This is a genomic window from Sphingomonas canadensis, assembly GCF_026013525.1.
Lineage (GTDB): Bacteria > Pseudomonadota > Alphaproteobacteria > Sphingomonadales > Sphingomonadaceae > Sphingomonas > Sphingomonas canadensis.
On the sequence record NZ_JAPDRA010000015.1, the window covers coordinates 1 to 21,977 of the forward strand.

20 protein-coding genes are annotated in these 21,977 nt (G+C 67.7%); 14 read left to right on the top strand and 6 right to left on the bottom strand.

What is annotated here, in order from left to right; all coding sequences use genetic code 11:
* The 7 genes from OM513_RS19720 to OM513_RS19750 all read left to right on the top strand — a co-directional run.
* Window positions 1-105: adenosylhomocysteinase (locus OM513_RS19720; RefSeq protein ID WP_264946039.1), on the top strand; the 105-nt coding region annotated here is incomplete at its 5' end.
* A gap of 4 nt (window positions 106-109) precedes the next feature.
* Entirely contained in the window at window positions 110-1,054 is a 945-nt protein-coding gene (locus OM513_RS19725) for a methylenetetrahydrofolate reductase (protein ID WP_264946496.1), read from the top strand.
* Between the two features lie 202 nt (window positions 1,055-1,256).
* Window positions 1,257-3,611: a TonB-dependent receptor gene (locus tag OM513_RS19730; protein WP_264946497.1), complete on the top strand. Its 2,355-nt coding sequence runs from the start codon at window positions 1,257-1,259 to the stop codon at window positions 3,609-3,611.
* Window positions 3,612-3,813: 202 nt separating this feature from the next.
* A complete protein-coding gene (locus tag OM513_RS19735) occupies window positions 3,814-4,248 on the top strand; it encodes a DoxX family protein (RefSeq protein WP_264946498.1) in 435 nt (144 codons plus the stop codon).
* Window positions 4,248-4,889, top strand: coding sequence for a DoxX family membrane protein (locus OM513_RS19740; protein WP_264946499.1), 642 nt, complete (start codon window positions 4,248-4,250; stop codon window positions 4,887-4,889). The genes OM513_RS19735 and OM513_RS19740 overlap by 1 nt, the downstream gene beginning before the upstream one ends.
* A gap of 116 nt (window positions 4,890-5,005) precedes the next feature.
* A complete protein-coding gene (locus tag OM513_RS19745) occupies window positions 5,006-6,043 on the top strand; it encodes an aromatic ring-hydroxylating dioxygenase subunit alpha (protein WP_264946500.1) in 1,038 nt (345 codons plus the stop codon).
* A 19-nt stretch (window positions 6,044-6,062) separates the two neighbouring features.
* Entirely contained in the window at window positions 6,063-7,529 is a 1,467-nt protein-coding gene (locus OM513_RS19750; protein WP_264946501.1) for an MFS transporter, read from the top strand.
* A gap of 9 nt (window positions 7,530-7,538) precedes the next feature.
* Here OM513_RS19750 and OM513_RS19755 read toward each other — a convergent pair whose 3' ends face one another.
* Together OM513_RS19755 and OM513_RS19760 are read right to left on the bottom strand one after the other, a co-directional pair.
* Complete coding sequence (locus OM513_RS19755; RefSeq protein WP_264946502.1) at window positions 7,539-8,318, bottom strand: formylglycine-generating enzyme family protein; 780 nt, start codon at window positions 8,316-8,318, stop codon at window positions 7,539-7,541.
* Window positions 8,315-8,959 carry a c-type cytochrome gene (locus tag OM513_RS19760; protein ID WP_264946503.1) on the bottom strand — a complete coding sequence of 215 codons (645 nt, stop codon included), beginning with the start codon at window positions 8,957-8,959 and terminating at the stop codon, window positions 8,315-8,317. The genes OM513_RS19755 and OM513_RS19760 overlap by 4 nt, the downstream gene beginning before the upstream one ends.
* A 227-nt stretch (window positions 8,960-9,186) precedes the next feature.
* Here OM513_RS19760 and OM513_RS19765 point away from each other — a divergent pair, with 227 nt between their 5' ends.
* Both OM513_RS19765 and OM513_RS19770 read left to right on the top strand, forming a co-directional pair.
* Window positions 9,187-10,263, top strand: a complete 1,077-nt coding sequence (locus OM513_RS19765; protein WP_264946504.1) for an aromatic ring-hydroxylating dioxygenase subunit alpha — start codon at window positions 9,187-9,189, stop codon at window positions 10,261-10,263.
* A gap of 11 nt (window positions 10,264-10,274) precedes the next feature.
* On the top strand, window positions 10,275-12,422 hold the full coding sequence (locus tag OM513_RS19770; RefSeq protein ID WP_264946505.1) for a PQQ-dependent dehydrogenase, methanol/ethanol family: 2,148 nt from the start codon (window positions 10,275-10,277) through the stop codon (window positions 12,420-12,422).
* Window positions 12,423-12,459: 37 nt separating this feature from the next.
* Here OM513_RS19770 and OM513_RS19775 read toward each other — a convergent pair whose 3' ends face one another.
* Window positions 12,460-13,236: an SDR family NAD(P)-dependent oxidoreductase gene (locus OM513_RS19775; RefSeq protein WP_264946506.1), complete on the bottom strand. Its 777-nt coding sequence runs from the start codon at window positions 13,234-13,236 to the stop codon at window positions 12,460-12,462.
* A gap of 30 nt (window positions 13,237-13,266) precedes the next feature.
* Window positions 13,267-14,649, bottom strand: coding sequence for an aldehyde dehydrogenase family protein (locus tag OM513_RS19780; protein WP_264946507.1), 1,383 nt, complete (start codon window positions 14,647-14,649; stop codon window positions 13,267-13,269).
* 128 nt (window positions 14,650-14,777) lie between these two features.
* Here OM513_RS19780 and OM513_RS19785 point away from each other — a divergent pair, with 128 nt between their 5' ends.
* Window positions 14,778-16,421, top strand: coding sequence for a GMC family oxidoreductase (locus OM513_RS19785; protein WP_264946508.1), 1,644 nt, complete (start codon window positions 14,778-14,780; stop codon window positions 16,419-16,421).
* Window positions 16,422-16,492: 71 nt separating this feature from the next.
* Window positions 16,493-17,686, top strand: coding sequence for a uroporphyrinogen decarboxylase/cobalamine-independent methonine synthase family protein (locus OM513_RS19790; RefSeq protein ID WP_264946509.1), 1,194 nt, complete (start codon window positions 16,493-16,495; stop codon window positions 17,684-17,686).
* Window positions 17,687-17,761: 75 nt separating this feature from the next.
* Here OM513_RS19790 and OM513_RS19795 read toward each other — a convergent pair whose 3' ends face one another.
* On the bottom strand, window positions 17,762-18,427 hold the full coding sequence (locus OM513_RS19795) for a GntR family transcriptional regulator (RefSeq protein ID WP_264946510.1): 666 nt from the start codon (window positions 18,425-18,427) through the stop codon (window positions 17,762-17,764).
* Between the two features lie 115 nt (window positions 18,428-18,542).
* On the opposite strand from OM513_RS19795, the gene OM513_RS19800 reads away from it, so the two are divergent.
* Together OM513_RS19800 and OM513_RS19805 are read left to right on the top strand one after the other, a co-directional pair.
* Window positions 18,543-19,430, top strand: a complete 888-nt coding sequence (locus OM513_RS19800; protein WP_264946511.1) for a 2-hydroxy-3-oxopropionate reductase — start codon at window positions 18,543-18,545, stop codon at window positions 19,428-19,430.
* On the top strand, window positions 19,430-20,407 hold the full coding sequence (locus tag OM513_RS19805; protein WP_264946512.1) for a nuclear transport factor 2 family protein: 978 nt from the start codon (window positions 19,430-19,432) through the stop codon (window positions 20,405-20,407). Before OM513_RS19800 ends, OM513_RS19805 begins: the two co-directional genes overlap by 1 nt.
* 42 nt (window positions 20,408-20,449) lie before the next feature.
* Here OM513_RS19805 and OM513_RS19810 read toward each other — a convergent pair whose 3' ends face one another.
* A complete protein-coding gene (locus tag OM513_RS19810) occupies window positions 20,450-21,331 on the bottom strand; it encodes an MBL fold metallo-hydrolase (protein WP_264946513.1) in 882 nt (293 codons plus the stop codon).
* Window positions 21,332-21,432: 101 nt separating this feature from the next.
* Here OM513_RS19810 and OM513_RS19815 point away from each other — a divergent pair, with 101 nt between their 5' ends.
* On the top strand, window positions 21,433-21,891 hold the full coding sequence (locus OM513_RS19815) for a nuclear transport factor 2 family protein (protein WP_264946514.1): 459 nt from the start codon (window positions 21,433-21,435) through the stop codon (window positions 21,889-21,891).
* Window positions 21,892-21,977: the final 86 nt, after the last annotated feature.

Sequence of the window (21,977 nt, forward strand, 5' to 3'; positions counted from 1 at the left end):
CTCGAAAAGCTCGGCGTCAAGCTCTCCTCCCTCACCCAGAAACAGGCCGACTATATCGGCGTCCCCGTACAAGGGCCCTTCAAACCCGATCACTACCGGTACTGACGCGATGACCGCCTGGCCGATCCCGCGCGTGGAGGATGGGCCGCGCGATGACGCGGAGCGCCTGTTCGGGGCGATCCGCGGCATGGCCGCCGCCGCATCGTTCGAGCTTGCCGCCCGCGAGGCGGACGGGCTCGGCGAGGCGCTGGCGCGGCTTCCGCGCGGATCGGCGGTGTCGGTCACCTGGCTGCCCGGCGACAGCGACGCCGACCGGATCGCCGCCGCGCGCGCGATCCGGGCCGCCGGGCACGATCCGGTGCCCCACATCGCCGCGCGCGGCATCGCCGATCGCGCCGCTTTCGACCGGCTGGCCGGCGCGCTGGCCGAGGCGGCGGAGGTCCGGCGGCTGTTCGTGATCGCGGGCGACACACGCCGGATCGCGGGCGAGTTCGGATCGGCGCTGGAGCTGATCGCGCGCTGCGATCCTGCGCGTCACGGCATCCGGGCGATCGGCGTGGGCGGCTATCCCGAGGGCCACCCCGCCATCGCCCCGGAGGTGCTGGAGGCCGCGGTGGACACCAAATTGGCGGTAATCGCCGACAAGGGACTGGCGCCCTTCGTCGTCACCCAGTTCGCCTTCCACGCGGCACCCATCCTGGCGTGGCTGGAGGCGTTCCGCGCGCGCGGCAACGATGCCCCGGTGCGGATCGGGCTGGCCGGCCCCGCCAACCTGCGCACGCTGCGCCGCTATGCCCGCATCTGCGGCATCGGCGCGTCGATCCAGGCGCTGTCGAGCCGCGGCGCATCGATCGCACGCCTGCTGGCCGAAGCGGGGCCGGACCCGGTTATCCGCGACCTGGCCGGCAGCATCGCTTGCGAGGAGCATGGCGACACCGCGCTCCATTTCTTCTCGTTCGGCGGACTGGATCGCACCGCGCGCTGGGTGACCGCCGCCGCCGAAGGGCGCATCCGCCTGCGCCCGTGCGAGGCGGGATTCGAGACGCTCGACTGATACCCGTCTTCGCTGCCGCCGCATCCGGGTCTCGGATAGCCCCGCCAGGCAGCACCAGAACCACACCAGATCGGCGCGATTCATCCCCACGGCGCAAGGCGTGGTGACCCCCTTGCGATGCACACAATATCGTTATACAATTTGGTATACGTAATCGGATCACCAAACGGCCAAAGAGCCGGATCTATTGAGGGAGGGGAATATGAAGGCACCAATCGAATCCGGACGTGCGCCTCGATTCGGCGCGCAGCGCATCTGGGCAGCGTCGCTGGCCGCGATCGCGATCTCTGCGGCGGCACCGGCGCTGGCTTCGGCCCCCGAGCCGGACCAGGCCGACGAACAGCAGGACACTGGCCCCGCCAATGGCGAGATCGTCGTCACCGCCCAGTTCCGCGACCAGAACCTGCAGGATACCCCGCTCGCGATCACCGCGATGACCGGCGACCAGCTTGAGGCGCGCGGCCAGAACAGCGTGGCGGATATCGCCGGCCAGGCCCCCAACGTCAGCCTGGAGAAGGGCGAGGGCCAGCGCGGCAGCGGCCTGATCGCCTATATTCGCGGCATCGGCCAGTATAACAGCGCGCCCTTCTACGAACCCGGCGTCGGCACCTATGTCGACGACGTCTACATCGCCTCGATGACGGGGGCGCTGTTCAAGCTGCTCGATCTCGACCGCGTCGAGGTGCTTCGCGGGCCGCAGGGTACGCTGGCCGGCAAGAATTCGGTGGGCGGCGCGATCAAGCTGTTCAGCCTGAAGCCCAAGGGCGATGGTTCGGGCTATGCCGAGGTCACCTACGGCAGCTTCGACCGGATCGAGGGCCGCGCCGCGGGCGATTTCGCGCTGACCGACAATATGTTCGTCCGCATCAACGTCGCCGCGAAGAAGGAGGACGGCTACGTCACCCGGCTGGACTATGGCTGCCTCAACCCGGCCTCGGGCTTCCCGCAACTGGTAGGCCCCGGCGACGGCTGCAAGGCCGGCACCGCGGGAGGGGAAAGCTACGTCGCCGGACGCGCGGCGCTGCGCTGGCTGCCGGCGGAGAATATCGAGATCAACATCAGCGGCGACTATACGGCCGAGCGCAACGATCCGGGCGCCGACATGCTGGCCGCGATCACCAACCAGGCGAACGTGCCCCCCACCGCGGTGGCCGGCATCGCGATCGACAGCCGCTTCGCCACGGGCGGCACCTACACCAGCTATGCCGATTTCTGTAACCGCCTGGCCTATGGCGGCACCGGCGCCTATTGCTTCGATCCGACCAACAAGGCCGATATCTGGGGCATCCAGGGATCGGTGGACGTCGATCTTTCCGACCATTTCTCGGTCAAGGCGATCACCTCCTATCGTTCGTTCGCCACCTATGCGCCGAACGACAGCGACGGCACGCCGATTCCGCTCAGCAACCTGCAGGTCGGCTATCACGGCAACCAGTTCTCGCAGGAGCTGCGGCTGAACGGCGAGGTGGCGGACAACCTGCTGTTCACGCTGGGCGGCTATTACCTGCGTTCGTTCGTGAACGGCGACCAGCGCGTCGACATCCAGTACATCAACTTCCTGTTCTTCAACGACGACGACACCACGTCCAAGTCGAAGGCCGGCTATGCCCAGGTGGTGTGGGATCCGATCCCGCAGCTCCACCTGACCGGCGGCCTCCGCTATACCAAGGAGACCAAGGACTACGTCTTCTACCGCACCGAGCCGAACGGCGCGAGCACGCCCATCCCCGGGCTGTACGGGCTGCAGGGCATCTATCGCGGCAATAGCTGGGATTATCGCGGCAACATCAGCTTCGACGTCAACGACGATGTGATGATCTATGCCCAGTACGCCACCGGCTTCAAGGGCGGCGGCACCAACGGCCAGCCCTTCTTCCCCGATCAGGTCTATCCGTTCGGGCCGGAGCGGATCGGCACCTGGGAAGGCGGCGTGAAGATGTCGCTGCTCGACCGCAGGCTGACGCTGAACAGCGCGGTGTTCTACAGCGACTATACCGACATCCAGCTTCAGGCGCTCACCTGCCCGCCGCCGTCGACGCCGGCGCCCTGCGCAGGCCCGCAGAATGTGGGCAGCGCGCACATCAAGGGCTTCGAGATCGAACTGGCGGCCGAGCCGGTGGACGGGCTGAACATCGATGCCACGCTCGCGCACCTCGATTTCGACTATTACGCGATCAACAACGTGCCGACGATGACGCTGGACATGCGCGCGCCGTTCACGCCGGAGTGGAAGGCCAGCTTCGGCGCCCAGTACAAGATTCCGCTGGGCGGCGGCGCGGGCAGCATCACCCCGCGCATCGACGTGACCTATCAGTCGGATCTGTACACCGATCCGGTCAACACCGCGTTCAACCGCATCGCCGGCCGCACCCTGGCCAACGCGCGGCTGACCTGGGACAACCCGGACCGCAACTGGCAGCTCGCGCTGGAGGTCACCAACCTCACCGACAAATATTACTACTCCAACTACATCGACAACACGACCTTCACCGGCTCCACCTATGGCTATCCGGGCGCCCCGCGGCGCTGGGCGCTGTCGGTGAAGCGCACCTTCTGATCCGGCCCGGGCCGGGCGCCTGCGATGGGAAGGCGCCCGGCAACGCCCTCCCCCGCAAGGGGGAGGGCGCGCGCGTAGCGCGACGGAGGGGGGAGGATGCCCCGGGGCATATTCCGGCGTCCTCCCCTCTCCTCCAGCTTCGCCGGCCCCATCCCCCAGGCGGGGGAGAACGGGACGCGCCGGCAACCCCAGGGGAAAATCGATGGGTGACGTTCAGACCAGGAATCGGGCGCTGGGCACCTGGGGGCTCAGGATGATGATCGGCCTGCTGTCGTTCCAGCTCGCGATGTTCAAGCTGTTCATCGACGGGCTCGAATGGAACATGCAGTGGTTCGAGAAGCTGCGCGTCTGGTTCCCGGACTGGGTGCTGCGCGCCACCAACATCTATGCCGCCGTGTTCGAGCTGGTCGGCGGCGCGCTGCTGATCCTCGGGCTGAAGCGCGACTGGGGGCTCTACATGATCCTCAGCGTGCTGGTGGTCGTCACCTTCGGCCATGGCATGGAGGCGGCGGGATGGGATATCCAGCAGGCCGTGTTCCGCATGGCAATGGTGGTGGCGCTGCTGCTGCTGCCTGCGGAATGGGATGTCCTGCGGCTCGATACGCTTCTGGCCCGCAACACGGGGAACAAGGGCTGATGCACGGCGCGGGCTGGCTCGATCGCGCAACCCAGGCGGTACGCCTGATGCTCGGCTTCGCCTATCTGGTGAACGGGCTCAACTGGTTCGTGAAGATCATCACGCCCTATCCCAGCATCTCCGATTTCGTGGATTATATGCCGCCGCCCGACATCGTCGGCGCGCTGATCGAAAACGGCATCATGTTTCACCTGGCCAAGGGGATCGAGGTGGTGACCGGCATCGCGCTGCTCGCCAACCGCTTCGTCCCGCTGTCGCTCGTGGTGGCGATGACGGTGACGGTGCCGGTGTTCATCACCGACGTGTTCAAGCCCGAATGGAAGCTGCGCGCGTTCCTGATGGGCAGCGGATCGCTGGTGATGAACGTCTATCTGCTCTTCGCCTATTTCGATCATTTCCGGCCGATGATGGCGCTGAAGGCGGCGCCCAACCTCCATCCCGATCGCCCGCAACCGGCCGAAGGCGGCGCGGCGGCCGACCTGCTGGGCGCGCTCGCCCGGCCCGCGATGCTGGCGCTTGCGCCCATCGCGCTGGCGATGGGACTGGCGATGACGGTGTGGCTCAGCACCATGATCGTCCAGCACGCCGCCGATCCCAAGGCGATCCATGAGGTCCGCAAGATGGTGCCGCGCGCCCGCTAGCAATCACCCGGCGCGCGCCCGGCGATGCCCGCCCCGGGGCGAAAGCGCGTTGCATTGTTAGTCAAAATAGTGATACAATCTTCGCATCGTCACGCAATCGATGGAGTTCCGGGCGCATGAGCTATCTGCGCAACTGCTGGTATGCCGCAGGCTGGTCGCAGGATATCGGCGACAAGCCGATGGCCCGCCAGTTCCTGGGCGAGCATGTCGTGCTCTATCGCACGGCGGACGGCACGCCGCATGCGCTTGAGGATCGCTGCCCGCATCGCTTTGCCCCGCTGTCGATGGGCACGCTGATCGACGACCAGATCCAGTGCCCCTATCACGGCCTGCGTTTCGGCACCGGCGGCGAATGCGTGTACAATCCGCATTATGCCGCGCTGCCCAAGGCGGCGAAGGTCGCCAGCTATCCGCTGCTGGAACGCTATGGCATGGTCTGGATCTGGATGGGCGACGAACCCGCCGACGCGGACAAGCTTCCAGCGGATTTCGCCTTCCTCACCGCTCCCGGCTTCAAGGCGGTCTCCGGCTATCTGCGGGTCGAGGCGAACTATATGCTGGTGGTGGACAACCTGCTCGACCTGACGCACGCCCCCTATCTCCACCCCGCCTTCGCGATCCCGGGGATGACCGTGGAGGAGCGGCTGGCCCGCACCACCACCGAGCTGGAGCGCCGGCCGGAGCGGGTGATCGCCCGGCGCTGGCGCAAGAGCTGTCCGCCCAACGGCCCCACCCGTTCGCTGTTCGGCTTCACCGATCCGCTGATGGATTCGCGGTCGCACATGCACTGGCTGCCGCCGTCGCTGATCTTCTTCGATGCCGGCGCGGCGCGGCTGGACGAGGCCGAGGAGCTGGGCCTGTGCCTGCCCGCCATGCACGCGATCACGCCGGAGACCGAGCGGAGCTGCCATTATTTCTTCGCCCAGGGCCGCAACATGCTGCTCGACGATCCGGTGGCGGACGAGACGCTGTTCGGCATCCTCGACAACGCCTTCCGCAACGAGGACGAACCGATGATCGAGGCGCAGCAGGCGCGGATGGGCGCGGAAACCGACGTGCTGGCGCTCGATCCCGTGCTGCTCAAGTCGGACGGCGCGCCCGTGGCGGCACGCCGTGCGCTGGCGGCGCTGATCGCGGCCGAACAGGCGCGCTGACCCGGTCGTGACAGGCACCATGGACCGCGACGGCGAGCGCGCCGTGGACGTCGCGAGCGCGGCGACCCTTGAGGGCGAAGTGCCCTCGATCGGAAATCCGCAGCCGGCGGCGAAGCGCCCGTCGCTGCTGATCCCGATGACGGTCGGCGCCACCTTCTTCATGGAGGGGCTGGACAGCACGATCATCGCGACGTCGCTGCCCCAGATCGCGCATGCGCTGAATGTGACGCCGAACGAGATCGGCGTATCGCTCACCGCCTATCTGGTCAGCGTGTCGATGTGGATGGCGGCCAGCGGATGGCTGGCGGACCGGTTCGAGGCGCGCCGGGTGTTCATCGGCGCGATCGCGGTTTTCGTGCTGGGATCGGTCGTCTGCGGCATCAGCAGCGACCTCTACACGCTGGTCGCGGGCCGTTTCCTCCAGGGCGCTGGCGGCGCGTTGATGACGCCCGTCGGGCGGCTGATCCTGGCGCGCAGCTTCCCGCGCGACGAGCTGGTGCGCGCGATGAGCTACATGATCGTGCCGGGCCTGCTGGGGCCGATGCTGGGGCCGGTTGTGGGCGGATGGATCACCACCTACTGGGACTGGCGCTGGATTTTCTTCATCAACGTGCCGCTGGGGCTCGCGGGCATCGTGCTGGCGCTGCACTTCCTGGATCGCAGCGAACCCACCCAGGCGGCGAAGTTCGACGGCTGGGGCTTCGTCATCGTCGCAGTGACATTGGTGGCGCTGCAAACGGGGTTCGAGGCAATCGCGGCGGAAAGCCGCGTCGGCATGATCGCCTGGATCGCGCTGGGCATCGGCGCGGCCGGCATCGCGCTCTATGCGCGCCACGCGCGCCGCGCCGATCCGATCCTGGACCTGCGGCTGTTCCGCTATCGCGCCTTCGCGGTGGCGGTGCTGGGGGGCAGCTTTTCGCGGCTGGTGCTGGGCGCGACGATGTTCCTGTTTCCGCTCTATTTCCAGCTCGGGCTGGGCGGATCGGCCGTGGTGGCCGGCTATCTGATGGCGGTGCTCGCCTTTGGCCAGATCGCGCTGCGGCTGGGCATCGATCCGCTGCTGAAGAAGCTGGGGGTAAAGCGGCTGCTGATTTTCAACAGCGCGGTGCTGGGGCTGCTGCTGGCGTCGCTGCTGCTGTTCCAGCCGGGTGCGTCTTTCTGGCTGCTGGGCGGGTTCATGTTCCTGTTCGGGCTGATCCATTCGATCCAGCTCTCGACACTGGCCGGGCTCAACTTCTCCGGCCTGCCGCAGGAGGCGCTGGGCCGCGCGACATCGGTGGCGGCGGTGGTGCAGCGGCTGTCGATGGCGCTCGGGATCAGCGCGACGGCGATCCTGCTGGCCTTTTCCTCGGACGCAGGGGTTCCCGTTTGGGCCGACTTCGTGGCGCCCACGCTGGCGCTGGCGGGCGTGATGGCGCTGTCGGTGGTCAGCTTCCTGACGCTGCGCCCGGGCGACGGGGCGGATCTGATGAAGGCGAAACGCTAAACCCGCCGCCTACATATCCTGCGCCACGCGGAATCCCAGGCTGGTCGATCGGAACTTCTCACCGGCGGCCACCCGCGCGGTGGGGCGCTGGCCGCGGCGCGAACTGCTGTAGTCGCCGCCGCGCGCGATATGGCTGAAACAGTCCGGGCCGGTGCGCGCGCTGCCGTCCGCAGGGGCGCCCGCATAATCGGGATAGCGGCAATCGGCCGTCATCTCCCAGACATTGCCCGCCATGTCGAAGAAGCCCCAGGGATTGGCCGGGAAGCTCTTCACCGGGGCGGTGAACTCGAAGCTGTCGGCGCCCGTGTTGGCGCGCGTGTTGGCACGGTTGGGATCGGGCTCGTCGCCCCAGTAGAATCCGGTCGTGGTGCCCGCGCGCGCGGCATATTCCCACTCCGCTTCGCTGGGCAGGCGGAACCCGGTCTGGCCGCTCGAGCGGTTGAGCCAGCCGGTGTAGGCCAGCATGTCGGCAAGATCGATGTTGATCACCGGGCGGCCGCCCCGCCCCAGCCCGTCGTCCTGCGGCAGCGCGCGGCCGGTTGCGCGGGCGAAGGCGTCATATTGGTCGAAGGTCACCTCGGTCTCGCCCAGGCGGAAGGGGCGGATGCTAACCTGATGCTGGGGCTTGCCTTGCTGCGCGTCGGCATCGGGCGGGGCGCCCATGGTGAAGGTGCCGCCCGGCACCGCGATCATTTTCGGCAGCGGCGCCTCGGCGCCCTTGGTGCTGCCCGAACAGCCGGCCAGCGCCGTCAGCGCGGCGGTGGCGAGGAGGAACGGCGCGCGGATCATTCCTTATGCTCCAGCCATTGGTATCCGGCGTAATAGTCCGCCAGTGCCGCGTCCTTCTCCGGCGCGATCCGCTTCAGTTCGGCGCGCATCGTCGGATCGCCGCGCTTGCCGCTGCGATAGTCTTCCAGCGCGCGCATCAGATAGTCGCGCTCCTGCCCCGCCAGCACCGGGATTCCCTCGAACTCGCCGATCCCCGTCTCGCCGTGACAAAAGCCGCATTCGCGCGAGGTGGTCTCGTAGATCGGCTTGCCCGGATCGGGCTTGGGGGGCTTGTCGGGCAGATTGCGGCCGAAATAGGCGGCGATGTCGCGCATGTCCTGATCCGACAGGCCCTGGGCGAAGCCCTGCATCACCGCATGCTTGCGCGTGCCGTCGCGATATTCGCGCAGCGCGAAGAACAGGTAGCTGGCGCGCTGACGGAACAGCTTGGGCGGTGGCCGGTCCAGTCCCGCCGCCGCCGTCGGGTTCTCGCCGTGGCAGGCGAGGCAGGCCTGCGCCAGCCCCTGCCCGCGCGCCACCTCGCCCGCGGGCGATCGCCACGAGGGCCGGTCGCTCTGCACCGCCTGGTCCGCCGCGACCGTGCCGGCCAGCAGCAGCGCCGACGCCGCCAGCGCGCCTCCGCCAAACAGCCTGTACCTCATGCCCGTTCCGCCTCCTCACCCGCGAAGCGCGGCGCGCGTGGAAAGAGCGATCGATTCAGCCCGGAATACACCATTGCCGCCTTTCCCCTCTCCCCTCGCTGCGGATAATGTGGTAGCAAATCGTGTTAGTCAATTCTGGGGTGCATCGCCCGGAGTTTTTTGGCATGTGGGGATAGAAGACCGGCGCTGGGCGGAGCGGCCGGGCAACGCGAGTGGAGAGGAATCCAGTGAGCCTGTTTCTCAAGAATTGCTGGTATGCAGCCGCCTTTTCGGACGAAGTGACGCGCGAACCCATGTCGCGCACCCTGTTGGAGACGCCCATCGTCTTCTACCGGCGCGAGGATGGCACGCCGGTCGCGCTGGTCGATCGCTGCCCGCATCGCTTTGCCCCGCTCTCCACCGGCACGCTGATCGGCGATGCGATCCAGTGCGGCTATCACGGGCTGGTGTTCGATTGTTCGGGCGCCTGCGTCTCCAATCCGCACAACGGGGGCAAGCCGCTGCGCGCCGCCGATATCCGCAGCTTCCACCTGTTCGAACGCTATGGCTTCGTTTGGATCTGGCCGGGCGATCCCGCACTGGCCGATCCCGCGCTGCTGCCGCACTATCCCTATCTGGAGGACGACAGCCGCTGGAAGGTCCAGCGCGGCCACCTGCACGTGAAGGGCAACTATCAGCTCGTCACCGATAATCTGCTCGATCTGACGCACGCCCCCTATCTGCATCCGGGCTTCAAGATGCCCAACGTCACGCCCGAACAACAGCTTGCCGCCACCACCACGCGGCTGGACCGGTTCGACGATCGCCTGCTCGCCTATCGCCTGCGCACCGGGCTGCCGCCGAACCAGGCGACGATCGACCTGTTCGATTTCCCGGCCGAGCCCTGTGAGACGCGCACGCATATGACATGGTACCCGCCCGCGCTGATCGATTTCGACAACGGCACCAAATTCCCCGGCCAGGACGACATGGAGGGCTTCTGCTTCCCCCAGGCCCATTGCATGACGCCGGAGACGGAGACGACCTGCCATTATTTCTTCGCCGCCGCGCGCAACCTGAAGCTGGACGATCCGGCGATCGACGCGGCACTGCTCGGCGTGCTCAACACCGCCTTCCGTACCCAGGACGAGCCGATGATCGAGGCGGTGCAGGCGCGGATGGGGCCGACCGGCGATCTCGATTCGCTCAATCCCGTACTGCTGAAGACCGACGGCCCGCCGGTCACCGCACGCCGCATGCTGAAGGAACTGATCGCCGCCGAACAGGCTGCGGAGGCGGCGGCCACCGCCATCGCCGCCGAATAGCCGCCCCGTCCATGCTTCCGACGCGCCCGATGCTCGCCGCGGCTGCCGCCGCGGTCGCGATCTTCGCCGCCGCCTGCTCGCCGGGCGGCTCGGGCGCCGCGGACAAGGGGCTGCTCGGCGCCCCCGAACGCGCGGGCGATTGGCCGCGATCGGGCCGGGACATGGGCGACAGCTATTTCTCGCCGCTCGACGGGATCAACGCGGGCAATGTGACGAAGCTGGGCTTCGCCTGGGAGTTCAGGGACTTCCTGGTACGCGGCCGGACGCACTACGGGATGGAATCGACCCCGGTGATGGTCGATGGCACACTCTATTTCTCCGGTCCCTGGGGCGAGGTCTATGCCCTCGACGCGCGCACCGGGGCCAAGCGCTGGACCCATGATACCGAAGCGGACGGCAGCTTCGCGCGCAACGCCTGCTGCGGCGTGGTGAACAAGGGCGTGGCGGTGGCGGACGGCCGCGTGTTCGTCGCCGCGATGGACGGCAAGCTCTTCGCGCTCGACGCCGCCACCGGCAAGCCGCTGTGGAAGACGGACACGCTGGCCGACAAGCGCTGGAACTACAGCTCCACCGGCGCCCCGCAGATCGCGGGCGACGTGGTGATGATCGGCAATGCGGGCGCGGACATGGGCGCGCGCGGCTATGTCTCCGCCTATGACGTGAAGACCGGCAAGCTGGCCTGGCGTTTCTGGGCCGTGCCGGGCGATCCCGCCGCGGGGCCGGACGAGACGCCGGAGGTTACGCTGGCGCGCAAGACCTGGCCCAAGGATACGCGCTGGGAGCTTGGGCTGGGCGGCAACGCCTGGAACGGCCTGGCCTATGATCCCGCCACCAACACCGCCTATCTGGGGCTGGGTAACGGCGGCCCCCACCCCGCCTGGCTGCGCAGCAGATCCGGCGAGGTGATGGACAATCTGTTCCTCTCCTCGATCGTCGCGGTGGACGCCGATACCGGCCGGATGAAATGGTATTACCAGACCACTCCGGGCGATAGCTGGGACTATACGGCCACCTCGCCGATGGTGCTGGCCGACATGGAGATCGGCGGCCGCACGCGCCAGGTGCTGATGCAGGCGCCCAAGAACGGCGTCTTCTATGTGCTCGATCGCGTGACGGGCGAGCTACTGCGCGCCGACCCCTATACGCGGATCAACTGGACCACCGGCGTGGACATGAAGACCGGCCGGCCGCGCCCGAATCCGGAAGCCGATTACCGCAGCCAGCCGCAGCTCATCTGGCCCAGCGGCGCGGGCGGCCATAGCTGGCAGCCGATGGCATACAGCCCGCGCACCGGGCTGGTCTATATCCCGGTCTACGAAGCCGGGATGGAGGATCAGGCACACGGCCCCGCCCAGTTCATTCCCGGCAATATCAACCAGGCGACCTTCGGCCGCTTCCCGCCGTTCAGCGCCGAAAGCCTGAAGGGCCGCGCGCAATCGAAGTTCGAGGGACGGCTGAAGGCGTGGGACCCGCGCACCGGCAGGATCGCCTGGGAAAGCGCGCCGCTCACCTTCCTGAACGGCGGGACGATGGTGTCGGGCGACCTGGTGTTCCAGGGCACGGCGTCGGGCCATCTCGACGCCTATGACGCCGCGACCGGCAAGCAGCTTCTGCACCTGCCCATCGGCACCGTGATCATGGGCGCGCCGATGACCTATGCGCTGGACGGCGTACAATATGTCGCGGTGCTGGCGGGAGCGGGCGGGCCGCAGGGGGGCTTCTTCGGCCCGGGCGTGATCGCCGCCGAGCGCGAGAATTACCAGCGGCTGATCGTGCTGAAGCTGGGGGGCAAGGATGTCCCTCTGCCGCCGAAGCGCGCGCCGCTGGAGCTGGCCCCGCTGCCCGAGCCGATCGCGGCGGGCGCGGCGGCGATGCAGCGCGGGGAGGCGCTGTTCCTCGATCGCTGCAGCCGCTGCCATTTCCCCGGGGGCGCGTTCGCGGTCTATCCCAATTTGTGGAACATGCCGCCGTCGGTGATCGAGAATTTCGAGCAGATCGTGGGCAAGGGCGCGCTGGCCTTCGCCGGCATGGCGAGCTTCGCCGATCAGCTCAGCCCGGCCGACATCGCCGCGATCAAGGCCTATATCATCAACGATACGATCGCGCGCCGCAGCGGCAAGGAGACCAAGGCCCCCGCCCCCTCGCGCCAGACGCATTGAGGGGAGCGAGCCGCTTCGCCGCGGCCCCGGCGCAGCCTCAGACCCGCGCCCAGCCCCCGTCCACCACGATCGTCTGGGTCGTCACGAACGCCGCGTCGTCGCTGACCAGGAAGGCGACCAGCCCGGCCACGTCCTGCGGCGTGCCGGGGCGCTTCACCGTCTGGTTGGCGACCAGCATGCCCATGAATTCGTCGAACCCGGCCTCGCTGCCGCCGCCGATGTCCTCGGCATAGGATTGGCGGACCTTTTCGGTGCCGATCGGGCCGGGAGCGATGGCATTCACGGTCACGCCGTCCGCCCCGAATTCCGCGCCCAGCGCGCGCGCCAGCCCGATCAGCGCCGCCTTGGAGGTGACATATTGCGCCATCCCCGGCGGGGCGAGGAAGGCAGAGTTGGACGCCATGTTGACGATCCGCCCCCATCCCGCCACGCGCATCGCCGGCGCGAAGGCCTTGCGCATCAGGAAGGCGCCATCCAGGTTCAGCGCCATCACCTTGCGCCAATGTTCGAAGCTGAGATCGGCGAAGGCGACATGCTCATAGCGGCCGGCGTTGTTCACCAGGATCGCAGGCGCGCCCAGCCGGGACGTCACCGCGTCGCGCATCGCCTCGACGGCCGCCGGATCGGTGATGTCGCAGGCGAAGAAGGCGGCGGTTCCGCCCGCCGCGCGGATACGCTCGGCCACCGGCCCGCCGTCCTTGATGTCGGCGATCGCCACCGGATGGCCTTCCGCCGCCAGCCGCTCGGCAATCGCCGCGCCCAGCCCGCCCGCCGCGCCGCTGATCACCGCGACGCGCCCGCTCCTGTCTCCCATGGTTCCTCCTCGCTTGTCTCCGGCGACGTTTCAGGCGCGCACGATCGCCTTGGTCTCCAGAAACTCCTCGAAGCCCCAGACGCCGTACTGCTTGCCGTTGCCCGACCTGCGGTATCCGCCGAACGGCGCCGCGGCGGTCCAGGGCGGGAAGTTGATCGTGACATAGCCCGCACGCAGCCGCCCGGCGACACGCCGCGCCGCCGCCGGGTCCGCCGACTGGACATAGGCGGCGAGGCCGAACGGGGTGGCGTTGGCGATGCGGATCGCGTCCTCCTCATCGGTGTAGGTCTGGATGCTCAGCACCGGGCCGAACACCTCCTCCTGCGCCAGGAAGCTTTCGACCGGCACCGGCCCGAACACGGTGGGCCGCGCGTAGAAGCCCGTGGAAAGATGCTCCGGCCGGCCGGGACCACCGGTCAGCAGCGGCAGTCCCTCGGCGATGGCACGCTCCAGCATCGCGTTGACGCGATCGAACTGCGCCTGGTTGGACAACGGGCCATAGGTGACGCCGGGCGCATCGGGCGGGCCGACCACCAGCGCCTCGGCCGCCGCCACCGCCAGCGCCGCGATCTCCTGAAACCGGTCCTCGGGCACGATCAGCCGGGTCGGCGCGGCACAGGTCTGACCGGCGTTCATCATGCAGCCGAACACGCTCTTGCGCACCGCCTCCGCCATATCGGCATCGGGCAGGATCACATTGGCGGACTTGCCGCCCAGTTCCTGGTGAACGCGCTTGATCGTCGGTGCCGCGGCCGCCGCCATCGCCCCGCCGCCGGGCACCGATCCGGTCATCGACACCATGTCGACATCGGGATGCTCGGCCAGCCGCCGCCCGCAATCGCCGCCACGGCCGTTGAGCAGGTTGAACACGCCCGGCGGGATGCCCGCCTTGTCCATCGCCTGGGCCAGCAGCATGCCGCACAGCGGCGCCTGCTCGCTCGGCTTGACCACCACGGTGCATCCCGCCGCGATCGCGGGCACCGCCTTGCACAGCATCTGGCTGACAGGCGCGTTCCAGCTCGTGATCGCCACGACCACGCCCACCGGCTCCTTCGCCAGTTCCACCATTCCGCCGTCGCTGGCGCTGAAGGGATAGGAGGGCAGCAGATCGAAGATGCCGTCGAAATGCGAACGGCACATCGCGCTCTGCCCCTCGGCAACCATGGTGGTGAGCCCCACCTCGCGCACCAGATGCGCAGCGATGGCGGGAGCGGCCTCGTCGAACGCCGCGCGCATCCGGCGGAGCAGCGCCAGCCGCTCCTCAACGCCTGTCCGCGACCAGCCGTCGAACGCCGCGCGCGCCGCCGCCACGGCCCGGTCCGCATCCTCCGCATTGCCCATCGCCGCCGTGCCGATCACGCTGCCGTCGGCAGGGTTGCGCACCGTCACCCGTTCGGTTCCAATGGGGTCCACCCAGGCGCCGCCAATGTAGAATCGATGCGCTTCCAGCGTCCCTCTCCCGCGCTCGTCACGACTCATTGATTTGAAATCGTCTTACAATCGAGTATTCCAATCTGACCGGAGAGGGAAGGCAAAAGGCGATGGCAAGCGTAGGTGAAGCGGATTTCGTGATCGTCGGCGCGGGCTCCGCGGGGTGCGTGCTGGCCAACCGCCTTTCGGCCGATCCGGCGAACCGCGTGGTGCTGATCGAGGCGGGCGGGCGCGATCGCCACCCGTTCATGCGCATGCCCTTCGCCTTCATGAAGCTCCAGTTCGTGCAGCGCCTCTCCTGGGGCTATTGGAGCGAACCCGAGGAGGGGCTGGGCGGCCGCAAGCTGTGGCTGCCGCGCGGCAAATGCCTGGGGGGCACCTCGTCGATCAACGGCATGGTCTATTCGCGCGGCCACCCGCGCGATTACGACGAATGGGCGGAGCTGGGGGCCGATGGCTGGAGCTGGGACGAGGTCCTCCCCTATTTCAAGCGATCCGAGGATAGCTGGCGCGGCGCGAGCGAATGGCATGGCGCGGGCGGGCCGCTGCCGGTGGCGCCGGTGGACGTGCGCGGGCCGGTGTTCGACGCCACCATGGCCGCCGCCCGCGCACTGGGCCACAAGGTAACCGACGACCAGCACGGGCCGGAAACCGGCGAGGGCTTCTGCCCGCCCGAGGTGACGGTGGACCGCGGCCGCCGCGCCAGCAGCGCCACCCAGTTCCTACGCCCGGCGATGCACCGCCCCAACCTGACCGTGATCACCGGCGCGCTGGTGACCCGCGTGGTGATCGAGAAGGGCCGTGCCACGGGCGTGGAGCTGGCGGACAAGAGCGGCACCCGCACGATCCGGGCCGAGCGCGAGGTGGTGCTTTCCGCGGGCGCCTATAATTCGCCCAAGCTGCTGATGCTGTCGGGCATCGGCCCGGCGGACGATTTGCGCGCGGCGGGGATCGATCCGGTGCTGGACCTGCCCGGCGTCGGCCGCAACCTTCAGGAACACCCGCTGACGGGCGTGGGTTGTGAGCTGAACCGGCCGGTCGGCTTCGAAAGCCAGCTCCGCTTCGACCGGCTGGCGCTGAACGTCACCCGGTTCGCGCTGGGGCTCGATTCGAGTGCGCTTCAGCTCCCGGTCACCAGCTTCGGCTTCGTCCGCACGCTGCCGGATCTCGAACGGCCGGATATCAAGGCGAACGTCTATCCCACCCGGCTGGACGGGCGCGTGTGGTTCCCCGGCATCCGCAAGGGCGCGGGGCATGCGATGACGGTCTTCGCCGTGCTGCTGCGCCCGTACAGCCGCGGCAGCGTGACGCTGCGCTCCGCCGATCCCGCCGCCCCGCCGCGCATCCGCATCAACATGTTCGAGGACCGCCGCGATCTGGAGACGATGCGGCGGATCGTCCGCCAGATGCGCGAATTCTTCGCGGCCGAGCCGCTCGCCGCGCTTGCCGGCAAGGAGCTGATGCCCGGCGCAGCGGTGCAGACCGACGACGAGATCGATGCGTTCAACCGCAAGACCTGCATCCTGGCCCACCATGCCTCCAGCACCTGCGCGATGGGCGCGGAAAGCGATCCGATGGCGGTGCTCGATCCGCAGCTTCGGGTCCGCGGGATCGAGGGGCTGCGCATAGCCGACGCATCGGTGATGCCGCGCGTGGTGGGCGGCAACACCAACGCGCCCGTGATCATGATCGGCGAAAAGGCCTCCGACATGATCCTGGGAAACCGCGCAATCCCCGCCGCGCAGGCGGCCTGAGGGGCAGTCCGCGTTTGACATTGGTCAAATCGTGATACAATATTGACTAACAATCATAGCCGGAGAGTTTCATGAAGCGCAGCAGCGACCGCATCCTCGTGTCCCATGCGGGCCGGCTCTCGCCGGAGAACCCGGAGTTCCGCGCGCTCGAGCAGCGCAAGTCGCGCGGCGAGGATATCCCGGACGAGGTCTATATCCCCCAGCTCGAAGCCGCGATCCGCGAGATGATCCAGCGCCAGGTGGACATGGGCGTGGACGTGATCTCCGACGGCGAGGCGGGGCGCTTCAACACCTTCGCCAAATACGGCAAGCGTATCGAGGGGCTGATCTACCGCGAATGCAAGCCGGGCGAGGTCGGCGCCGTGGTGTTCGACAGCCGCGAGCGCCGCACCTTCCCGGGCTTCTACAAGGCCGCCGACGCCGAACGCTTCAAGGACGGCGCGCCGACCAACAACCAGATGCGCATGGTCGCCGTCGACGCGCTGAAGGTGAAGAACATCGACATCATCGCCGGCGAGCTGGAGCGCTTCCGCCGCATCCTGACCGAGTTGGACCTGAACGATCGCGACGCCTTCTTCCCGATGATGTCGCCCGGCTGGCTCGATCACTTCATCTATGACGAGCACTACGGCAACGAGGAGGAATTCCTCTATGCCCTCGCCGAGGTGTTGCGGCCGGAATATGAGGCGGTGGTCAACGCCGGCTTCATCCTCCAGCTCGATGGCCCCGACCTGCCCGACAAATGGGCCACGCTGGTGCCGGAAATCACGCTTGAGGAATATCGCAAGAAAGCCAAGCTGCGCGTGGACGTCACCAACCATGCGCTGCGCAACATCCCCGAGGAGATGGTCCGTTACCACCTGTGCTGGGGTAGCTGGAACGGCCCGCACATCGACGACATCCCCTTCGCCCACGTCGTGGACCTGATGCTGGAGATCAAGGCCCAGGCCTACAGCTTCGAAGCCGGCAACGTCCGCCACGAGCATGAGTGGAAGATCTGGAAGGACGTGAAGCTGCCCGAGGGCAAGATTCTGATCCCCGGCGTGGTCAGCCACCGCACCAACACGATCGAGCATCCGGAAGTGGTTTCGGACCGGCTCCAGAATTTCGCCCGCTATGTCGGCCGCGAAAATGTGATCGCGGGCACCGATTGCGGCATGGGCGGCGGGCGCATGTCGCACGAGATCGGCTGGGCCAAGATCCAGGCGATGGTCGACGGATCGGCGCTCGCATCGCGGGAGTTGTGGCAACCGGTTGCGGCGTAACGCCGCGGGGCTGGCGCGTTTCCGGTCTCGCGCCGGCCCCATATTCTCGCCGCCGCGCCAAGCAGCATGACGGGATCAGAGCCCGCGCGCCTCGAGCGTTTCGAGCAACAGCCGTTCGAAACCTTCGCGGCGGTTGCGGCGTGCGGCGATCAGCTTGCGGCGGTCGCGCTGGCGCAGCGCGGTGAGCAGCGAATGCTTGTTCACCACCTTGCGCTCCTCGCTCGCGCGGCGCGGCAAAGGGAGCAGGGCGCGGAAGCGATCCGTGAGCATCCACAGGCGCATCGCCTCGCGCATGATCGTCTTCTTCGGGCTCAGGTTGAAGATGATCGTATGGAATTCGCGATGTTCATCCCACCAGCGCGAACGGTCGCCCGCGTCCAGCAGGTCTTCCAGCCGCTGCGCACGCCGTTCGAGGTCCAAGAGGACTTCCTCCTCGGGCCACTCGATCGTGCGCATCAGCTCGTCCTCGATCATGTTGCGCAGGGTGAACAACTGTTCCGCCTCGTCGCGGGTGAGCTTGGTGACGAAGAAGCCACGGTTGGGATCATGCTCCACCACGCCTTCGGAGCTGAGCAGCTTCAAGGCCTCGCGCACGGGGACGCGGCTGGCCTGGAACTGCTCGGCGAGTTCGGTCTGGCCCAGCCGCATCCCAGGGGCGAGCGTGCCCCGCGCGATAAGCGAACGTAGCTGGCTGGCGATTGCGGCGGGTACGCCCCGCTCCGTGCTGGTTTCGATCGTCATACGCAGGACAAATTGCCTACAAATTGCAGCAATGGCAATTGCGAACAGATAGGCTTGCAGAATCGCATAACTAAAGTGTAGGCAATTCTGAGGTTGAGTGGAGGAGAGACGGCCCGTGGCGAACATCGGATTCATCGGGCTGGGCATCATGGGAATGCCGATGGCAGGCCACCTGATCGCCGCCGGGCACCAGCTCTTCGTCTCTTCCCGCAGCGCGCGCGCAGCCGAGGCGGTAGCGCTGGGCGCCACCGCATGCGACGGAAATGCCGCGATCGCGCGCGCAGCCGACATCATCATCACCATGGTGCCCGACACGCCCGAGGTGGAGCAGGTGCTGTTCGGCGCGGACGGCGTGGCGGAGGGACTGTCGCCGGGCAAGCTGGTGATCGACATGAGCTCGATCTCGCCGCTCGCCACCAAGGATTTCGCCGCGCGCATCGCCGCGCTGGGCGCCGATTATGTCGACGCGCCGGTTTCGGGCGGCGAGGTGGGAGCCAAGGCCGCTACGCTCACCATCATGGCCGGCGGCGGCGACGCCGCCTTCGCCCGCGCGCTCCCGCTGTTCGAGGCGATGGGCAAGAACATCACCCATGTGGGCGGCAGCGGCGCGGGGCAGACCGCGAAGGTGGCCAACCAGATAATCGTCGCGCTCAACATCGCAGCGGTGGGCGAGGCGCTGCTGTTCGCGGCCAAGGCCGGCGCCGATCCCGCCAAGGTGCGCGAGGCGCTGCTGGGCGGGTTCGCCAGCTCGCGCGTGCTGGAGGTGCATGGCGAGCGCATGCTGAAGCGCAGCTTCACCCCCGGATTCCGCATCGATCTGCACCACAAGGATCTGGCGCTCGCGCTGTCCGGCGCCAACGCGCTCGGCCTGCCGCTGCCGCAGACTGCGTTCTGCCAGCAACTTTTGAACAGCGCCCGCGGCAATGGCGAAGGCGGGCTGGACCATTCCGCGATCGTCCGCCAGCTCGAACGGCTGGCGGGCCACAGCCTGGGAGACGAATGATGCGCCGCTGGACGATCGCCGCCACCATTGCGGGCATCGCGCTCGCAGGATGCGCACATGCGCAGCAGGCCCCTGCCCCCGCCGCGACCGCTGCCAGCGACGCGGAAGCCGCGCACCGCGCGCAGACCGAGGCGACCCGCGCGGTGGCAATGGCGTTCCTCAACCGCTATTTCATCGAGCACAACTTCGGCGCCTATGCCGAATTCGCGCATCCCGATTTCATCCAGCACAACCCGAAGATCGCCAACGGCGTGGCCGGGCATCGCGCCTATTTCGCCAAGATATTCGGCGCGCCCAAGCCCGATCCGGCCCCGCCCCCGCCCCGCCATGTGACCGACATGGTGCTGGTCGACGGTGACCTGTTCTCGGTAATGCATCACAGCGTCGATTCCACCGGCGCCGCGCGCCTGTTCGTCGATATCTGGCGCGTCGCCGACGGCAAGATCGCCGAGCATTGGGACGTTATCCAGGACATCCCGGCCACCTCCGCGCACGGCAACGGCATGGCCTGCGGCAATTACGAGACCTGGGAGCGCGCCCAGGCCTGGGCCGACAGCATCGTCAATCCCACCTGCGGCCGCCCCGATCCCGCATCAAAGCGCGCAGATTCGCTCAAGACCTTTCAAGACTATGTGGCGCAGGTCGGCGCGGGCGACGTGTTCGGCGCGATCGAGCGCTATCTGTCCGCCGGCTACCGCCAGCACAGCCCGGTGATCGGGGACGGCAAGCAGGGCGCGATCGACTATCTGCGCCGCGAATGGGGCGACCTTTCCGGCCCGAAGCCCAGCCTGGGGCCGCAGCGCATCGTCGCCGAGGGCGACTATGTGCTGGTCCACTACATCCTGACCGACGGCGCGACGGGCAAGCAATCGGCCCAGGTCGACGTTTTCCGCATCCGCGGCGGCCAGATCAGCGAACATTGGGACCTGAAGCAGCCGGTGCCGGAGAAGACGGAGAGCGGCAACCCGATGTGGTGACGCCGACCCGCCCCCCCGCGGCGCGGGGGCGGGACGCGCGGCCTATTCCAGGAATTCGAACCGGAAGACCTCGCCATCGCCGCGCACATGGCCGGCGCAGGGATCGCGGAAATGCGCCGGGAACACCACCGTACCGGTGTCCGCGCAGGCGCTCAGCAGGCGGCGGCGCTGGTGCGACGCCTCCGCCCCGTCCTCGTCGGCGAAGAACACCAGGTCCGGCCGGACGAGCTGGATGGGGTGGTGGAAGCAATCGCCGGGGAACACCGCATGGCCGCCGCCGCGCTGGGCGTGGATCGCCACCAATCCCGGCGAATGGCCGCTGATATCCTCCAGCCAGATGCCGTCGCCGATCTCGCGATGCGCGACGTGATCGGTCTCCACCAGGTCCGCCAGCCCGGCCGAGACGACCGGCAGCACGCTGTCTTCAAACGCGCCGCGGTGCATCTCCTCCGCGTCGTCCTGGCTCCAGTGCTCATATTCCTTGCGGCTGAACACGTAGCGCGCGTTGGGGAAGGTCGGCACCCAGCGGCCATTCTCCAGCCGCGTGTTCCAGCCGACATGATCGGCGTGGAGATGGGTACACATCACCATATGGATGTCCCCGGGCTGCAGCCCGAGCGCGGCCAGATGCTCCAGCCATGGCGTTTCCAGATTGTTGGCGAAGGGCATGCCGCGCGTCTTGTGGTTGCCATTGCAGGCATCGACCAGGATGTTGAGGCCATCGAGCCGCAACACATAGCTCTGCACGCTTAGCTTCATATGGCATTGCGCCGGATCGTCGGACAGTTCCTCGCTCCAATGCCACGGCTTCATCCGCGCCAGGTCGGCGGCGGTGACGCCGGGAAGCGCCATCGGCATCGGCATCGATCCGTCCATTTCCCACACGCGATCGACGCGCATCGCGCCGAGCCGAACCTGCCGCATGCCATTCCTCCCCTGGATCGAAATCGTTGCAGGATGATTAGTCAATCTTGTATCCGATTCAAGGCGGATACCGCTATGCCGCCACGGAGAGGATCGCCGCCATGCCCTTGCCCCCGCCCTCCGTCCCCCAGACCGAAGCCGAGCGGCTGGCATTCCCCGAGGACGATCCTTCGCCGCTGGCGGTCGTCAACCGCTTCAACCAGCTAGCTTTCTTCGATCGCAAGCCGGTGGCGGCGATGCGTCGTTACCTCGCCCCCGGCTTTATCGAGCGCTACCCGGACTTCGCCGCTCCCGACGAACCCGCCAGCGACAAGGAGGCCGCGATCGGCTTTTTCGAAACGCGCGGGTGGAAGGAGGGCGAAGGCAATGTCAGCACCGTCTATCAGGTGCTCGCCGACGGGGACCGGGTCATGGTGTTCCACCATATGACACGCGGCCCGGGCGATCCGGGCCTGGCATTTGTCGACATCTTCCGCGTGCGCGACGGGCTGATCGTCGAGCATTGGGCGGTGGGCCAGCCGGTATCGGACAAGCGATCCGGGCGGCACCCGATGTTCTGATCGCGGTCGCGCGCAACATTGACCCGTTCGCGCTGATCGGTATACGAAATCGTATTCAATAACCTGCTTCAATTTCGCGAGAGGGG

Excerpts from the sequence above, each read along its gene's own strand:
- OM513_RS19725 (WP_264946496.1), top strand. The coding sequence starts at position 110 with ATGACCGCCTGGCCGATCCCGCGCGTGGAGGATGGGCCGCGCGATGAC.
- OM513_RS19730 (WP_264946497.1), top strand. The coding sequence starts at position 1,257 with ATGAAGGCACCAATCGAATCCGGACGTGCGCCTCGATTCGGCGCGCAG.
- OM513_RS19735 (WP_264946498.1), top strand. The coding sequence starts at position 3,814 with ATGGGTGACGTTCAGACCAGGAATCGGGCGCTGGGCACCTGGGGGCTC.
- OM513_RS19740 (WP_264946499.1), top strand. The coding sequence starts at position 4,248 with ATGCACGGCGCGGGCTGGCTCGATCGCGCAACCCAGGCGGTACGCCTG.
- OM513_RS19745 (WP_264946500.1), top strand. The coding sequence starts at position 5,006 with ATGAGCTATCTGCGCAACTGCTGGTATGCCGCAGGCTGGTCGCAGGAT.
- OM513_RS19750 (WP_264946501.1), top strand. The coding sequence starts at position 6,063 with ATGGACCGCGACGGCGAGCGCGCCGTGGACGTCGCGAGCGCGGCGACC.
- OM513_RS19755 (WP_264946502.1), bottom strand. The coding sequence starts at position 8,318 with ATGATCCGCGCGCCGTTCCTCCTCGCCACCGCCGCGCTGACGGCGCTG.
- OM513_RS19760 (WP_264946503.1), bottom strand. The coding sequence starts at position 8,959 with ATGAGGTACAGGCTGTTTGGCGGAGGCGCGCTGGCGGCGTCGGCGCTG.
- OM513_RS19770 (WP_264946505.1), top strand. The coding sequence starts at position 10,275 with ATGCTTCCGACGCGCCCGATGCTCGCCGCGGCTGCCGCCGCGGTCGCG.
- OM513_RS19775 (WP_264946506.1), bottom strand. The coding sequence starts at position 13,236 with ATGGGAGACAGGAGCGGGCGCGTCGCGGTGATCAGCGGCGCGGCGGGC.
- OM513_RS19785 (WP_264946508.1), top strand. The coding sequence starts at position 14,778 with ATGGCAAGCGTAGGTGAAGCGGATTTCGTGATCGTCGGCGCGGGCTCC.
- OM513_RS19790 (WP_264946509.1), top strand. The coding sequence starts at position 16,493 with ATGAAGCGCAGCAGCGACCGCATCCTCGTGTCCCATGCGGGCCGGCTC.
- OM513_RS19795 (WP_264946510.1), bottom strand. The coding sequence starts at position 18,427 with ATGACGATCGAAACCAGCACGGAGCGGGGCGTACCCGCCGCAATCGCC.
- OM513_RS19805 (WP_264946512.1), top strand. The coding sequence starts at position 19,430 with ATGCGCCGCTGGACGATCGCCGCCACCATTGCGGGCATCGCGCTCGCA.
- OM513_RS19810 (WP_264946513.1), bottom strand. The coding sequence starts at position 21,331 with ATGCGGCAGGTTCGGCTCGGCGCGATGCGCGTCGATCGCGTGTGGGAA.
- OM513_RS19815 (WP_264946514.1), top strand. The coding sequence starts at position 21,433 with ATGCCCTTGCCCCCGCCCTCCGTCCCCCAGACCGAAGCCGAGCGGCTG.